General features: G+C 34.6%; 19 protein-coding genes. 13 read left to right on the top strand and 6 right to left on the bottom strand.

The genetic code is table 11. The features are described 5' to 3' along the window. Positions 1-154 precede the first annotated feature (154 nt). Both G4D63_RS04935 and G4D63_RS04930 read left to right on the top strand, forming a co-directional pair. Entirely contained in the window at positions 155-601 is a 447-nt protein-coding gene (locus G4D63_RS04935; RefSeq protein WP_163178236.1) for a YaiI/YqxD family protein, read from the top strand. Between the two features lie 35 nt (positions 602-636). Beyond that, positions 637-828: a hypothetical protein gene (locus G4D63_RS04930; RefSeq protein WP_163178234.1), complete on the top strand. Its 192-nt coding sequence runs from the start codon at positions 637-639 to the stop codon at positions 826-828. Positions 829-1,197: 369 nt separating this feature from the next. Here G4D63_RS04930 and G4D63_RS04925 read toward each other — a convergent pair whose 3' ends face one another. Further along, a complete protein-coding gene (locus tag G4D63_RS04925) occupies positions 1,198-1,482 on the bottom strand; it encodes a hypothetical protein (protein WP_163178232.1) in 285 nt (94 codons plus the stop codon). A 327-nt stretch (positions 1,483-1,809) separates the two neighbouring features. Here G4D63_RS04925 and G4D63_RS04920 point away from each other — a divergent pair, with 327 nt between their 5' ends. Beyond that, complete coding sequence (locus G4D63_RS04920; RefSeq protein WP_163178230.1) at positions 1,810-2,121, top strand: hypothetical protein; 312 nt, start codon at positions 1,810-1,812, stop codon at positions 2,119-2,121. A 345-nt stretch (positions 2,122-2,466) separates the two neighbouring features. Here the strand turns inward: G4D63_RS04920 and G4D63_RS04915 are convergent, their stop codons facing one another. Beyond that, positions 2,467-3,141 (bottom strand): hypothetical protein, encoded by a 675-nt coding sequence (locus G4D63_RS04915; RefSeq protein WP_163178228.1) that lies wholly within the window; start codon positions 3,139-3,141, stop codon positions 2,467-2,469. Between the two features lie 216 nt (positions 3,142-3,357). Here G4D63_RS04915 and G4D63_RS04910 point away from each other — a divergent pair, with 216 nt between their 5' ends. The 4 genes from G4D63_RS04910 (at position 3,358) to G4D63_RS04895 (ending at position 7,256) form a co-directional block, all read left to right on the top strand. Continuing rightward, positions 3,358-3,918 (top strand): sigma-70 family RNA polymerase sigma factor, encoded by a 561-nt coding sequence (locus G4D63_RS04910; RefSeq protein WP_163178226.1) that lies wholly within the window; start codon positions 3,358-3,360, stop codon positions 3,916-3,918. Further along, positions 3,908-4,906 carry a DUF4030 domain-containing protein gene (locus tag G4D63_RS04905; RefSeq protein ID WP_163178224.1) on the top strand — a complete coding sequence of 333 codons (999 nt, stop codon included), beginning with the start codon at positions 3,908-3,910 and terminating at the stop codon, positions 4,904-4,906. Before G4D63_RS04910 ends, G4D63_RS04905 begins: the two co-directional genes overlap by 11 nt. Before the next feature lie 144 nt (positions 4,907-5,050). Continuing rightward, on the top strand, positions 5,051-6,253 hold the full coding sequence (locus G4D63_RS04900; RefSeq protein WP_163178222.1) for an MFS transporter: 1,203 nt from the start codon (positions 5,051-5,053) through the stop codon (positions 6,251-6,253). A gap of 292 nt (positions 6,254-6,545) precedes the next feature. Beyond that, the gene (locus tag G4D63_RS04895; protein ID WP_163178220.1) at positions 6,546-7,256 is read left to right on the top strand and encodes a hypothetical protein; all 711 of its coding nucleotides are present in this window, start codon (positions 6,546-6,548) and stop codon (positions 7,254-7,256) included. A 100-nt stretch (positions 7,257-7,356) separates the two neighbouring features. Here the strand turns inward: G4D63_RS04895 and G4D63_RS04890 are convergent, their stop codons facing one another. The 3 genes from G4D63_RS04890 to G4D63_RS04880 all read right to left on the bottom strand — a co-directional run bounded on the left by G4D63_RS04890 (position 7,357) and on the right by G4D63_RS04880 (position 9,301). After that, positions 7,357-7,809, bottom strand: coding sequence for a DUF305 domain-containing protein (locus G4D63_RS04890; protein WP_163178218.1), 453 nt, complete (start codon positions 7,807-7,809; stop codon positions 7,357-7,359). 89 nt (positions 7,810-7,898) lie between these two features. Next, positions 7,899-8,684, bottom strand: coding sequence for an alpha/beta fold hydrolase (locus G4D63_RS04885; protein ID WP_163178216.1), 786 nt, complete (start codon positions 8,682-8,684; stop codon positions 7,899-7,901). Between the two features lie 41 nt (positions 8,685-8,725). After that, the gene (locus G4D63_RS04880; RefSeq protein ID WP_163178214.1) at positions 8,726-9,301 is read right to left on the bottom strand and encodes a hypothetical protein; all 576 of its coding nucleotides are present in this window, start codon (positions 9,299-9,301) and stop codon (positions 8,726-8,728) included. Positions 9,302-9,611: 310 nt separating this feature from the next. On the opposite strand from G4D63_RS04880, the gene G4D63_RS04875 reads away from it, so the two are divergent. The 6 genes from G4D63_RS04875 (at position 9,612) to G4D63_RS04850 (ending at position 13,968) form a co-directional block, all read left to right on the top strand. Beyond that, positions 9,612-10,412, top strand: coding sequence for a LysM peptidoglycan-binding domain-containing protein (locus G4D63_RS04875; RefSeq protein ID WP_163178212.1), 801 nt, complete (start codon positions 9,612-9,614; stop codon positions 10,410-10,412). A 138-nt stretch (positions 10,413-10,550) separates the two neighbouring features. Beyond that, entirely contained in the window at positions 10,551-11,390 is an 840-nt protein-coding gene (locus G4D63_RS04870) for a hypothetical protein (protein WP_163178210.1), read from the top strand. Between the two features lie 301 nt (positions 11,391-11,691). Beyond that, positions 11,692-11,883 carry a DUF3231 family protein gene (locus G4D63_RS04865; RefSeq protein WP_239585863.1) on the top strand — a complete coding sequence of 64 codons (192 nt, stop codon included), beginning with the start codon at positions 11,692-11,694 and terminating at the stop codon, positions 11,881-11,883. Positions 11,884-12,149: 266 nt separating this feature from the next. Beyond that, positions 12,150-12,683: a DUF3231 family protein gene (locus G4D63_RS04860; RefSeq protein ID WP_239585862.1), complete on the top strand. Its 534-nt coding sequence runs from the start codon at positions 12,150-12,152 to the stop codon at positions 12,681-12,683. A gap of 181 nt (positions 12,684-12,864) precedes the next feature. Further along, a complete protein-coding gene (locus G4D63_RS04855; RefSeq protein WP_163178208.1) occupies positions 12,865-13,389 on the top strand; it encodes a CBO0543 family protein in 525 nt (174 codons plus the stop codon). Between the two features lie 96 nt (positions 13,390-13,485). After that, positions 13,486-13,968 carry a CBO0543 family protein gene (locus G4D63_RS04850; RefSeq protein WP_163178206.1) on the top strand — a complete coding sequence of 161 codons (483 nt, stop codon included), beginning with the start codon at positions 13,486-13,488 and terminating at the stop codon, positions 13,966-13,968. Positions 13,969-14,121: 153 nt separating this feature from the next. On the opposite strand, the gene G4D63_RS04845 is transcribed toward G4D63_RS04850, so the two are convergent. Next, entirely contained in the window at positions 14,122-14,613 is a 492-nt protein-coding gene (locus tag G4D63_RS04845; protein WP_163178204.1) for a CBO0543 family protein, read from the bottom strand. Positions 14,614-14,638 lie beyond the last annotated feature (25 nt).

The raw sequence follows: 14,638 nt of genomic DNA, 5'->3' as shown, positions 1-14,638 counted from the left end.
GGCTTTTTTTGACAAAATTCGAGTAAGAACAAAAATCAAGTTGCCAATAATTAAGAGTAGAGGTACAAAAAGAAACAAGTTTTAGAAATGAGCTAGTTGAAAAAGATTAAATTTAATAGTATAGTAAGTCAAACTTCTTAACAGGAGGGGAAAGATGAAAATCTATGTGGATGCAGATGCTTGTCCGGTGAAAGATATTATTATTTCTGAAGCAAGCAAGTTTGAAATTCCGGTGATCCTGGTTACAAGTTTTTCTCATTTTTCTAATGCCGAACAGCCACCAGGAGTGAAAACGATTTATGTTGATTCTGGAGCAGAAGCTGCAGATTACAGGATTGTGAAGTTAGTGGAAAAAGGAGATATGATCGTGACGCAAGATTATGGCCTGGCGTCACTAGGTTTAGCAAAAGGAATGATTGTCCTCCATCATAAAGGATTTAGATATTCAAATGAAAATATTGACCAATTATTACAAACACGTTATTTAAGTGCAATGGCTAGAAAAGGCGGACAGCGAACAAAGGGACCAAAGCCTTTTACCGCAGAAGATCGAGAGAAATTTAGGGAGCTTTTTAAACAGGTTATTTCTCGTGAAAACTAGTCTAAAATCAGAGATTCAAAAAGGAGATAAATATTTTGAAGTATTTAAAATCGCAAATGCAACAACTAATTAAGGAAAATAAAGAACTGCACACACGCTTTAAAGAACTGAAGGCTGAGCATGGTCTTGAAAAAAACAATGCCATCAAGGCCTTGTACCATTCAGAAGTTGCGGATGGAGGAAAGTATCAGGCAGCTTACCAAGCACTTGATCAGCCCAAAAAGTAGACTCTTCTATCTTATTTAACTTAGTAAAAATTCTCTTATAACGGTACATAATGAAATAGGCATGGGACAAAGTCCCTGTCCTCGGGGTTTTTCTCAACATTATTGAACTGATGCTAATGGTAGACACAAATAAAGAAGGGCACGAACCAATTCAATATTGGGTTCGTGCCCTTTTATTTTGCATTCGTCGTTGCCAATGTAAACAGGTAAAATAGCATACCAAATCACAGTGAAATGAGCACGATAATTAGCAGTAGAATAAGCAATAGAACGCTAGATGTTTTTTCATATCCAAGCGTTCGTTCTTTATTTTTATCTTATTCAAGTAAAGCCTCCGTAGTTATACACAAAGACTTACACAATAAGTCATTATTTATTACGTCTTCGTTCTAAAAAAATAGGTGCTATATTTAGTAAGATAGAAAAAATTGTCAAAAACCAAAATGCCCTTGCCATACCAGGTATTACATCCGATAAAGCCGCCCAATCTTCCGCTTGTACCCACAGAGTTAGATAACTGTAATCTGCACAAATTGTTAGTGCTGTAAATGATAATGCCATCGCCATAGCGAGCTTATAATCCTTTTCAGCTTTATACAAATAAAGATTTATAAAAGTTGTTATTATTGCAATAACACTAAATATTACCCACATAACTATACCTCCATATATTTTTATTTATGTCGTGTAATGCTAACCTTGTTCGCTTTTTTAAATAAGGAACCTCACAAACTCTATATTTAATTTAAGATAAAATTACAATTAGTTGATTGGATCTTTTTTATTTGTTCTAAGCCTTAAGGCTAAAGGGACACTTCTAACCGCTGACTTTTGACCGCCAGAGGCTTTTTAGATGGTTATAAATTCATAAATCTAAAGCTAGTACATATATATAACCTAAGAATTTTTATGAACATAAGCATAAATTTTAGAAGTTGTTTATTTACAGCACTTACTTCTTACACGAAGAAAGGGGACAAAATGAATAGTAAACAATTTGTAGAAATTTATGAAGCATTTTTATCTGAATGCCATGATAAAGGGTGGACTATTGATATTATTGAACCATCATTGAGAAATCACATCGCTTCCATTACAAATCAGGAGGGAATGGAAGTTCAATTTACAATTGAAGTAGACTTTGATAACTATCAAGAGCTTTACGGTTCTACCAAACAAAGCATGATGAATTATGGAATCCTTAAGCCTGAGGGGGATGACGACTCCTTTGCAAAAGAGGTAAAGTATGCCTTTGAAGCGTTTATGGAGAGACATGCTTCTAAACAGAGTTAATCTAAATAGAAAGTGAAATTAGGTGTGAATGTTCCAAGGGGATGGTTCTTATGGACTATCCTAGAATAAAGCTAGCGGAACCATGGTTTCTGGGGAACCCCATGACACCACTTTCGGCTTTGTAGTAGAAAGTGCTGAACCGTTTTGGAACTATCGCTAAGAGGTAGACACAAATAAAGAAGGGCACGAATCCAATATTGAATTGGTTCGTGCCCTTTAATTTTGCCTTCGTCGTTTTGTGGTTTTCACAGAGCTCACATCATGAAACGAAGAAGACCACAAGTTATGCTGAGGTATGTAAAACAGGAAAAAGTCCCACTCAAAAAGAGTAGGACCGTTGATTCATTAACGCCATTGATTTCCGATATTTAAATTGAAATCTGGGTCAAAATTTAAATACGCTTCTGGATTTACTTCAATATTGCTATTTAACTTTGGATTTATTTGAGTTTTAGGATTTACTTGAACTTGAGTTTTAGGATTTACTTGTGTATAAGGACTAACGTTTAAATACGGGTTTACTTGTGCAGACGGATTGATTTCTGAATGAAAGTTAAATCCAGAATGCATTGCTGGATTCATCATAGATGGGCTCATACCTGGATTCATTGCTGGACTCATCATAGATGGGCTCATACCCGGATTCATTGCTGGACTCATCATAGATGGGCTCATACCCGGATTCATACCTGGATTCATTGCTGGACTCATCATAGATGGGTTCATACCTGGATTCATTGCTGGACTCATCATAGATGGGTTCATACCCGGATTCATACCTGGATTCATTGCTGGACTCATCATAGATGGGTTCATACCCGGATTCATTGCTGGATTCATCATAGATGGATTCATACCTGGATTCATTACTGGATTCATCATAGATGGGTTGATACTTGGATTCATTGCTGGACTCATCATAGATGGGCTCATTGTAGGATATTGGTACCCACAAGAACACCGTTCAGCTCCCTCTTGCATTTGTGACCAATAGTGGTGCATCATTCTCATATCATGCATGTTAAAATGCCTCCTTAATTTTCATCCATGTATCTATATGGATAAACAAAGAGTATGGGAACAAGTCTACTAGATAAATAGGCAATTGACTAGATTAGTCAAAAAAACATAAAACCTGAATCCTCTCCTTTTTGGTCTTTTACTAAAATTTTTATAAAAGTTTTGGGAACCATTTTGAAAAACGGTCGTCTGTATTTGTAGGAAGGAGGCGATAAGATGGAAAGATTTTTACAAGAAGATGTTCTTGATCACTTTGAGAAAGAAGAATTTACAATAGATTATATTATAAAAGAATATGGTCAAAACATACTCTGGCTCGCCTATAGTTACGTAAAGGATCGAACCTTAGCTGAAGATATTACACAGGATGTCTTTGTTAATTGCTATAAGAACATACATAAGTTTAGAGGTGACTCTAGTATAAAAACGTGGCTTTACCGGATTACCGGAAACCGCTGTAAAGACGTCATGAGGTCGTGGAGTTATCGAGGTAAAAAAATGAACGAATATTTGTTTGATCACCATATTTCACCAGGTCGAGATCCGGAACAGGAAATGATGGATAAATTTGAAGATAGAAGTTTATCTTTGAAAGTGCTCTCTCTTCCAGTCAAATATCGTGAAGTCATCTTTCTTTATTATTTTGAAGAATACACCATCGATGAACTCAGTGATTTACTAAGAATTAATCCTAATACAGTTAAAAGCAGGCTTCATAGAGGTCGTAACTTACTTAAAGAAATGTATGAAAAGGACGGTGAATCGTATGGAAAATAAATTGAAAAATCTTAAACAAAGCATGACAACGACCGTTTTATCTGAAATCGAATTTGATCGTTCACTTGAAATGAAGATTAAGAAAAGAATGTTAAGTGAAAAAGATCCTGTAAAAGGGTGGAAGTTTAAACCGGTGGCTTTGGCTGTGGCAATTCCCGGATTCCTATTAACCGTGTTCTTCTTATCAGCAAATGTTTCACCAACTGTTGCGAGTGTCATAGAAAAAATTCCCTATCTAAACACTATGTTCACACATCCAAGCATGGAAGAAAAATTGGCTGCTCCTCTACTAGAAAAGGGAATTGACCTAAAAGGAATTAATGTAAGAGCTTTTGAAAATGATGTGTTAGTTGTTATTTCCGGTTCAGACGATTATCTCAAAGAAGTGAAGAGTGATGTGATTCATACGGTAAAAGAAGCCCTAAGTGTAGAAGGACATAGTGATTATGATGTAACGGTTCAGGCATTCGCAGAACCTCATCAAGAATTAACGGATGAGATGATCCTAGAGTTGAAAAACCAACACTTCAATATAATATCCCTCTATGTGAATACAGACGGGAATGGTAAGGAATTTATTCAAGTCGAGGTCCCACATACAGAAATGCAAGAGGGTTTAATAAAAGAGATTGTACTAGGTGTAGCAAAGGAACATGATGCGGAAATAAATAGTGTCCAAGTCAAAAAAATAGACGTAGCGAAAATGCAGCAAGACAATCGATGGGCCGTTGAAATTGTCTCACCATTGTCCGAGCAAATGAAAAATGAACAATTTAAGGTGAAAAGCGTTGGATACACGCTTGATCCATCTCCAACCCTAATCATTCAATCATCTGTGTCTTCTTCAGAACTAGATAGCAAGAACTATAGCCTTGAATTAGAAAAAAGAATAACTGAAATGCTAGAATCAGATGAGATGAAGGATAGCCTGAAAGGGGACTCTTACAAAATAGAAATCTATAGTAAAGAGGGAACAAAACTGAATTAAATACGTCTAGAACAAAGCTAGCGGAACTTCGTTTCTGCTAGCTTTGTTCTAGACCTGGAATACTAAATAAACTAATATAGTAAGTATTCATTTTACCTATTAGAAAAAAGAAGTCAAAAGACACCTAGGAGAAAACACATTAACATGACACTATTACTTTTACTAATCATTTATTTAGCATTTATAAGTCTAGGATTACCAGATTCACTATTAGGAGCAGCTTGGCCCCTGATGCAAAAGGATTTTGGTGTACCGCTAGAGACAGCTGGAATCCTTTTTATGACCATCGCAGGAGGCACCATTGTTTCAAGTATTGTTAGTGGAAAAGTAATAAAACGATTTGGAACGGGGAAGGTCACGTTTTTTAGTGGCTTACTGACGGCTAGTGCTTTACTAGGTATGTATGTTGCTCCATCGATCATTTGGATGGGGGTATGGTCGATCCTTCTTGGATTTGGTGCTGGAGCTGTCGATACCGCATTAAACAATTATGTTGCGAACCATTATAAAGCACACCATATGAGCTGGTTACATAGTTTCTGGGGTGTAGGAGCTACCTTGGGTCCTGTTATCATCATGGCTGGGTTTATGTTAGGAGATGGTGCCTGGAGAAACGGTTATCTTACAATCGCTATCATTCAGTTCATATTAGCAGCGATCCTTTTAATTTCCTTACCATTGTGGAATAATGCTTCGAACAACAGAGAGGGTGGTCTATCTGAAAATACGGAAACGCTCGATGATGAACCTTCTCGTGAACATACAAAACCTTTGCATATTAAAGGTGTGAAGCTATCCCTGTTGACGTTCCTGTTTTATTGCGGGGTCGAGACAACAGTGGGACTATGGGGAAGTAGCTATCTCGTGAATGTAAAGGAATTATCAGCAGCAACAGCGGCACAGTGGGTTTCATTCTACTGGGGAGGCCTAACGATTGGTAGATTCTTAACTGGTTTTGTTACGTTTAAAATGAGTAACACGATGCTCATTCGATTAGGACAAATCATAGCACTAGTGGGTGCCGCACTCCTGATCCTACCATTGCCAACTACGGTTTCTCTTGTAGGCTTTATCATGGTCGGATTTGGATTTGCACCCATTTATCCATCTATGTTACATGAAACACCAGCTCGTTTTGGTAAAACGCACTCCCAGACGATTATGGGCTATCAAATGGCTGTAGCTTATACAGGTGGTACCTTTATCCCACCTACTCTTGGCTTGATTGCATCCCATACAACAATAGGAATCTTCCCGTTTTTTATCGTTATCTTTATTATCGGAATGCTGCTTAGCTCAGAACGATTAATTGCATTATTAAGAAAGCGTGCCTCAGTTTTTAATTAAATTAGGAAATTAGTGAAGATGTTTCTGTGTAAATTAATTATATCAGTTAGAAATGCCTAAGTATTCAATACCTGGAAACAGGTCTTTTTCTATGATAAAAAAACAATCCCAGCAAACTACAATCTGATAAAATGGAAGTATCTTACTATTAGATGTGTTCATTATAAAAAAATTCACCATATTATTCATTCTATTACTTTTACTTTTTATAGGAAGAACATACTTTAAAGATCTTATTTGGATAGTCATCACATTAGAAATTGTTATTGCGAGTTTCATTGTTTATTCGATTGTGAAAAGTATAAACTCTTCTAGAAAAAATACCGATCATCAGGACCTTGAATTTATTGAGATGATGAGAGGTGCACTTGAACCAAAAATAGGAAAAAACCGATTATTAGAACTTGTACTAACAGAACTTAATGTGTTCTATTATTCCATATTTGTGTGGTTTAAAAAACCTAAGGTAGAAGTAGGCAAAACATTTACCTATTATAAATCTTCACAAATAAAAACCATTGTCATTGTGTTTTCAATATTAATAGTAGGAGAGGGTGTATTATTCCATTATCTGATACAACGATGGAATGAGGTAATAGCATGGATTTTTACTGTATTAAATGTATATGGCTTTTTGTATCTAATCGGTTTATATCATTCGGTGAAGTATTTACCACATGTCATTAGAGATGGAAAATTAATCATCCGGTTAGGGTTTCAAGGTAGTATTGAGGTAGAAATCGACAATATTGAACATATTACTAAAGCCAAGGAGCTTGATTTAGGGGTAAAAGCACCGAAGGATACCTACTACTCCTTATTACAGATTGATTCCCCGCAGTATGAAATAACCTTAAGAGAACCTATTGAAATGAAAGCATCTTACGGAATCAAGAAGAATGTAAGTAAAGTTGTATTTAGGGCAGATGAACCGACAAAGATGATCGAGGAAATTACTAGTAACCTGGTACGTTTCCAAGATGACAGGGACATTATTAATTAGGACATGACATAGTGATTTAGTTTCAGTACCTTACCATATAATACTAAAATTATATTTTTCTTAAATATTTTAAGTAGCTTGTTCGTATCTTACGAACAAGCTACTTATCATCCTCTAGGTCTTCAATCAATTCCTTCATTTCTGTAATTTCCTTCTTTTGTGTTTCAATTATATTATCAGCAAGGTTTCGAACTCGTGGATCTGTGATGGTTGCCCGTTCACTTGTCAAAATGGCAATCGAATGATGAGGAATCATGGCTTCCATATAATCGGTATCATCCACAAGAATCTGGCTACGGAGTAAGAACAACGAGATCGAGAACAAAATGACACTAGCCGTTGCGATACCTATATTTACTTTACGGTTTTTAAGCATATGCATCATAAACAGTAACATAACGAAAGTCATAGTAGCACCCATTAAGAGAGCCATATATAAACGACTTTCACTAAAAAATATATGTCCAATTTCATAGGTACTCCAATATTTAAATAGAAACATCAGTATGGTAGATGTGATTACCATTCCTGCAAATTTGTAATATGGATTCATTTCAATCAAACCTCCTCTTATTTAATACAATCCCAATTCATAAAGAGGGGAATCATCTTTTGAAAAGTTTGTAATAGCCGAACATCCATTTAAAACGATCGGACATGATGGTGTTTGTTCACAAATTGACGTATTAATGTATGTAATTCATTTGCTGCTTTTGTTGGTACCCGATGGTCTACATTTTCAATAAATTTCAATTCATTATTCGGTAATTGTTCATGTAAGATCTTGGCATATGGGTGAAACGGCTCATCCTTTTTACCATAGATTAAGATGGTTGGCAGATTTATATTTTTTAGACGATTGGTGCAATTATAATGCAAGCTACAAGCGTAGTATTGTTCAATGTTTCTAGAATCGCCTTGTTTGGCATCAGTAAACATCTTTTTGAATAACTTAAAATTAGTAGAGTTGCTCTTTGAAATACCCAGGGCTAGAACGGGTACTAAACCTGCTTTAGCGAGTTTAACTCCTAACGAAATCTTATTTTTAAGATAGTTATCTCTTACTTCAGACATTCCACTAATAATCACCCCACCAAAAGCACGATGATGAGAGGTTAATAAGAATTCCAAAACAATAGAACCTCCAGTAGAATAACCACATACAAAGGCTTTATCAATTTCAAGATGATCCAGTATTCGCTTGATATCTTCAACAATAAGCTGATAGGTAATGGGTGTACTTGAATATGAACTTTTTCCGTGACCTCTAATATCGAAAGTAATGACTTTAAAGTATTGAGATAACTCTTCAAGTTGGTACTGGAAGTTAACAGATGTTAGGGTAGGCGGATGAATAAACACAAGGGGAATACCTTCACCCTTAACTGTAAAATTTATAGTAGTTCCGTCTATATTGAGCATAGGCATATAAGAATGATCACCTCAATTGTTAAAAATAACATAGGATTCTAATATGAAAAATGTTCACCTTCTAAATCATCATCTTCTAAATGACCCAATGAAAGTTCATCAAATAAATCATCATATGGACATATCGGGGTAATGGTCTGGGTATCGATTGTACTTTCATCAAACACCAACGCGTGAGTTCCCCAAAAATACAAGGACTGTTTGAGTTCTTCTTTTGTTGAGATGTGAGGATCTTCAGGTTCTCTATATGCCCCAATGCCTGGAAACATCGTGACGAAAAAGTAATCACTTTCGTTATGTCTAGATCTGTTAAGGATGACAACAAAGGAACTGGTTATGCTGCCTTTTCTATTTTTAACAAACCTCGTATATAGACTTCTATCTTTCCGCTTAGCATAGACGATTTCTGAATTCTCATCCGTTTCTACCAATGATGTCATTCCAATCGGTTCGGGTGAGTTAATAAAGACTTTCTCAGATTGATTAGAAAGGTGGTTGAAATAGCCTTCTGCCTCATAGCTCCTCAGCATTTCTTTCCAATCGGAAAAGAAGTCCTTCTGATGAACTTCCATATGAATTTCACTTTTGTTAGAAATAATTATTTTATTTTTCATGATTCATTGAACTCCTCTTAGATTCGAAAGATTAAACGTTTGGGGTTAGTTGGTTATTAGTTTCTTACGGAATTTTTTATTTATACAAATTATAGCTAAATGAGCTGTCAGCGATTATGTTCGAAAAAAACTCATTTACGTATAAAACACTATGGAACTTATCTCTAAAAAGAGGTTGTTCTATCCATGTTGTGGAGGAAACGACGACGGATTTTATCCATTTCTACTGATCTTATAGTAAGGGTATGTTTTAAAAGTTTTTAACGTGGAAAGTGATTAATAGGTTACTAAATTTAAGGAGGAGATTGACATGAAGAAAGCCACAAAGTTATTAGTACCAGCTCTAGGATTTGGACTAGTGTTTGGGGCTGTCAACGTATCAGCATCCAAAACAGTAACGGTAGAGCCAGGTGACACGTATTGGGGAATTGCCCAAGGTTATAAAGATGTTTTGGTAGAAGATATGATAGAAGCAAATGAATATGAGCCGTTCACCATTCCTGTTGAAGCAGAAATAACCATTCCAACAGAAGATCAGGTTACACACGTTATACAACCAGGCAATACACTATCAGAAATTGCAGCAGTCTATGATGGTGTATCAGTAGACGATTTATTTGAATTAAATCCAGAAATTGACCCTAATAGTTTAACGATTGGTTCAGAAATTGTAGTGGTTGATTATAGTAATGAAAATCAAAAGATGGAAGATACTGTTCCAGAACTTGATGTAATTGAGGTAATGAATGAAGCTACGGAAACGATTGATTCTATATTTGAAAGCGCAAGTGCTCAACATAAAATCCCAAATATAGAATCCAAGCAAGAGTTGGTTGATTATGTTCGTTCATTTATGTCACTTGGATTTAGTAAATGGTTTGCCGAAAATTATTTTGAAGAAACAGATGAAGGATTATATGTAATTCCAAAGGATGGAATTACTTGGTTAGACACCGAAAGCCCTTATAAGGTAGAAGAGCAGAACGAAAGAGAAGTTAAGGTTATTCAAGAACGAAATACAGAAAGACTAGGCCACAGAAATATGATCTACACCTTACGTTATGATGGAGAAAATTGGATTGTAGATACAATAGAAAGTGAAGTTTTATAGTTGGGACAGAGGGACAGGCACTCTGTCCCTGTTGTTTACATTCAACAGATGCTTCGTTAAGTAAATAATCACATATTTTTTCCCTGTTAAGATAAGGATAGTATATTATATTCGATTTTAATAAGGGGAAAACTATTGGTGAAGAAGAATCAAAACAGATATTATTATATGGGTCTTGTTTTCATTCACAGCATTCTGTTGTTTTTTACTTTCTACAGAAAATCAAATAAAAAAACAATCTTCTTTACATTTTTATCAATTATTGGGTTAGCTTTTCATTTTGAATACCCACTCTATATCTCGAAAGCATATAAATATAGAACGAAGATGTTGCGAGAAAAAGAACAAGACAATTCGTTGGGATCTATACTTTCTCAAGGTCTATTTGTTCCTTCTGCTGGTATTTTTATATCCGTTTTTCAGTTAGGATGGAAAATAAAATTACTTTTCACTCTTTACTTTGTTTTAATTGAACGATTTTTTGTAAAGGTAAAGGTCTACAGAAATAAATGGTGGAAAACATCATATACTGGGATTTTTATATTTCTTTACTTTTTTATTAGCGACGCTTGGTATAAGGGGCTGAAAAAAGAAAACAAAAACTTACTGAATTTGACTGTTTATCATTCTAGTCACGTGATTTATATGTGTTTGTTATTCTTACTTTCATTGAGCAAAAAGTTTAGGTATCAACCTAAGTTAGTTACATTTAATCCTTGGTATCACCACTATTCTTTTGTGAAGGTGTACTTAGTTGTTAAAACAGCTTTTACTACACTTTGTGTAACCCAAAGAAATAACTGGATAAAATTGTTACCATTTGGAATGACAGTGATATCGGATTTTATTCTAATCAAGTATAAAATCTTGAGAGTAAAAGGTTCATATGGGACAATTGTTTTTCCGATTCGAATAACAGCACATGTACTGACATATGTGATCAATAAATTAGTAAAAAGGCGTTTGACTGAAGGATAAAGAAATGAAAAACAAAGTAATTAATGCACAGTACAGGTACTATGTGTAGGAGAAAAGTCATGCGTATTAGTTTTCCTAAGGAACTTGAATTGGGACTAGGGACAGGCACTCTGTCCCTGTCACAGTGGTTTCCTTAACTTACGAATGTCTCAAATGAACTTCCTAAATTGTGATCAGCTCTAGCTGGTCGTTTTTTTAATGTGTGTGGGATTGAGGAAATCGACTTTAAAACAGTAACAACTGGTATAAACCTTCCATACATTACAAAACCTAAAACCAATGATCATAGGGAGGATATGTTATGCCAGAAAAAGCATCCATTACACCTTCAGAATTAGGAACGTTATGGCTTACTTATCAAGAGAAAACAATGATTCTGCGAATGTTAGAGTATTTTATAGCGAAAGCAGAAGATGAAAAAGCCAAAGATATAATGACTAACTTATATGATGACCTTACTTTTTATGTTGGTAAAATAGGTTCAGATCTATGAAGAGGAAGGTGTTGTTATACCATCCCATACTGATTTGTTTTAAAAGGCGAACAAACATAATATCATAACCGTGATCATACAGCTTTGGGACATCCTTATTCACATCTTGTGATGGTAGATTACATTCATTAAATTTAACCATGACGTTTCGAGAAGATATAAATATTCTTTTTGAAGAACTAACAGCTCATACTCAAAAGTATTTCAGGATTTCGTCCCAATATTTATTTGAACAGGGGTTACTTGTTAGAAGTCCTTACGTATCAATGCCAAAATCAGTAAAGTTTGTTAAAGACAATAGCTATCTTGGTGGACTAGCCATAAATCCATTTAGTCAAAAAAGAACCTTGAATTTGGTAGAGGTCGCTCATCTTCATAAAGCGATTGAATCAAACCTGACAGGAACACAAATGATTTTAGGTTTTGGGCAGTGTGCAAATGATGCGGAGGTAAAGAAATTTTTTAATGAGGGTGCAGAACTTGCTAAAGGCATAATAAAAGAATTAAGCGAAGTGATGATTGAAGTAGATTTATCCATTCCACAAACGCCAGGAGGAAATGCAACTGATTCAACAGTAGCTCCATTTTCCGATAAGTTAATGATGTATTGTACAAGCCTTTTTTGTAGCTTTTCTATGGGAAGTAATTCACTCGGTACTGCTTTTAGTTTACGAAATGACTTGTCCGCAAAAATGGGAATCTTCATGAAAGATATTTTTGAATATGCCCATAAGGGTGCGAAAATCATGATCAAAAACGGTTGGATGGAAGAGCCACCTCAAGTGGAGAATCGTAAATAAAAGATGAAGTGATTGATTAAGAGTGAGCGTGGTTAATTAGAAAAGTAGTAGATGAAAATTGTACATCAGAAAACGAGACCGTTTCTGTAAGAAGCAGGAACGCTTGTTTTGTTAATGAGTGTTTTTAATCTTAATTGTTTTTAGCTAGGAATAAGAAAAAACTACTAAGGGACGTTTTGGGATGCATATCATTCTTACACTTATTAGCATCATAGCCGTTTGGGTAAGAAAGGACTATAAGAAATGGTGGGAGTTCTATCCAACGATGCAATATATTGCACTCGGCAATTTAACATATAATTTTTTATGTGCATCTCATTGGCTATGGAGACTCTCTCCTGATATAAAATGGTTTAATCATTCGATATTAGAAATGGCGTACACGTTTATTGTGTTTCCATTTACTTCACTAATGTTTTTATCTCGATATCCTGAAAATCAGGGCACCTTTAGAGTTCTTCGTCATTATTTGTTTTGGATTGGACTATACGTTGGAGTAGAGTATATTCTACGACTACAAGGTAGCATTATTTATAAATTTGGATGGTCATTAATGTGGAGTGCTATTTTTGATTGTCTGATGTTTCCCTTTCTCCGTCTTCATTATAAAAAACCACTTTTAACACTACTATTTAGTATTCCAATTACAATATTTTGGTTGTGGTTATTTGATATTCCAGTCCATATACCAATAGAAAAAAGATGATATTCTTCAATGCTGAGCTATAGAAACCTTAATAGCGTTCCAATTATATATAAATAGTAAAATTGGACATCTTAGAATAGTAGGAGGTGCCTTACATTGCTTGAAAAATTCATATATAGGGCGGGAATTGTAAGTAGTATCCTATCTTTTCCAACATTATTCAAACATCCATCATATAAGCTCTGGATTCCATTCTTTATATGGAACGGATTTGTTAATGTATTGTTTAATTCTTATTTAGTGAAGACAAATAAAGTTACATATCCAATTAGATTTATGCCTAAAATACTTAAAATAAATATTGTTTATGATGTCCTTATTTGTCCATATCTGTCTATATGGTATTGTCAATCCACTTATAACGATAAACTCCCAACTATGATTAAAAAGCTGTTTTTATGGGGAATCCCTCAAGGTGCTTATGAAATATTACTTGAGAGAAAGACTAATTCATTAAGATTTAAGAGAGGATATAAATGGTATCATTCTTTATTTTTAGTATTTATCGTAAAAATATTATCAAGGGTCGTTCTTGAGTCGATCAAACCTTATATCTCTAAGAATAAATTCAACCAATAAAATGAAGCCACAAACCCAATGTTACACGAATACCAATCAGGCAGTTTCTAGGATGATTAGAATTCGTGTTAGAAGATACTGTACAACAAAGATTATAATTATAAAAAATAGAGTTTCGCCAGAGTAATAATAAAAGAAGAGCAAGAAGTTATTTTACTGATGCATAACTTTCTTGCTCTCTATCTCAATATTCAATTTTCTGGTGACATACATAAACATACGGACTGCTAAAAATGTAATGACTAAAGTGACATACGTAATGACCCAATTCCATTTTCTCTTGTATTTTATAAGGTCTGTGTACCTTTCTAATAAAACCTCAATTATAGTCATGGGCGTACTATAAAGTAATGATTGTAAGATAATGGATACAGGTTTAGATTGTAAGGAAGTGCGATTATAAAATACACATAGTAAGGGGAATAGTAAATATTCAAATAAAATACTAGAGTTGAAATATTTAGGCATAAAGCGAATTGGATAACTGATATGTTTGTTTTTAACAACTAATTTTCCAATGAAACTTGATACGTATCCCTTTAGAAAAAATACGAGAAGCCACTCTTTTAATCGTTCTCTCTTAAATGCAAATGGTAGTAAAATAAAGGCAATACCTAAAAATAAAAATAAGAGTTTTTTTTGCAATGTTCTCACCACTGTAGGAAGGATA

The sequence above is a fragment of the Bacillus mesophilus genome, assembly GCF_011008845.1.
Classification (GTDB): Bacteria; Bacillota; Bacilli; order Bacillales; family SA4; genus Bacillus_BS; species Bacillus_BS mesophilus.
This window is presented reverse-complemented; position numbering and strand designations above follow the sequence as displayed.

Bases quoted from the DNA above. Each gene is read 5' to 3' on its own strand.
- G4D63_RS04935 (WP_163178236.1), top strand. From the start codon at position 155: ATGAAAATCTATGTGGATGCAGATGCTTGTCCGGTGAAAGATATTATT.
- G4D63_RS04925 (WP_163178232.1), bottom strand. From the start codon at position 1,482: ATGTGGGTAATATTTAGTGTTATTGCAATAATAACAACTTTTATAAAT.
- G4D63_RS04920 (WP_163178230.1), top strand. From the start codon at position 1,810: ATGAATAGTAAACAATTTGTAGAAATTTATGAAGCATTTTTATCTGAA.
- G4D63_RS04915 (WP_163178228.1), bottom strand. From the start codon at position 3,141: ATGCATGATATGAGAATGATGCACCACTATTGGTCACAAATGCAAGAG.
- G4D63_RS04910 (WP_163178226.1), top strand. From the start codon at position 3,358: ATGGAAAGATTTTTACAAGAAGATGTTCTTGATCACTTTGAGAAAGAA.
- G4D63_RS04905 (WP_163178224.1), top strand. From the start codon at position 3,908: ATGGAAAATAAATTGAAAAATCTTAAACAAAGCATGACAACGACCGTT.
- G4D63_RS04900 (WP_163178222.1), top strand. From the start codon at position 5,051: ATGACACTATTACTTTTACTAATCATTTATTTAGCATTTATAAGTCTA.
- G4D63_RS04890 (WP_163178218.1), bottom strand. From the start codon at position 7,809: ATGAATCCATATTACAAATTTGCAGGAATGGTAATCACATCTACCATA.
- G4D63_RS04885 (WP_163178216.1), bottom strand. From the start codon at position 8,684: ATGCCTATGCTCAATATAGACGGAACTACTATAAATTTTACAGTTAAG.
- G4D63_RS04880 (WP_163178214.1), bottom strand. From the start codon at position 9,301: ATGAAAAATAAAATAATTATTTCTAACAAAAGTGAAATTCATATGGAA.
- G4D63_RS04875 (WP_163178212.1), top strand. From the start codon at position 9,612: ATGAAGAAAGCCACAAAGTTATTAGTACCAGCTCTAGGATTTGGACTA.
- G4D63_RS04865 (WP_239585863.1), top strand. From the start codon at position 11,692: ATGCCAGAAAAAGCATCCATTACACCTTCAGAATTAGGAACGTTATGG.
- G4D63_RS04860 (WP_239585862.1), top strand. From the start codon at position 12,150: ATGCCAAAATCAGTAAAGTTTGTTAAAGACAATAGCTATCTTGGTGGA.
- G4D63_RS04855 (WP_163178208.1), top strand. From the start codon at position 12,865: ATGCATATCATTCTTACACTTATTAGCATCATAGCCGTTTGGGTAAGA.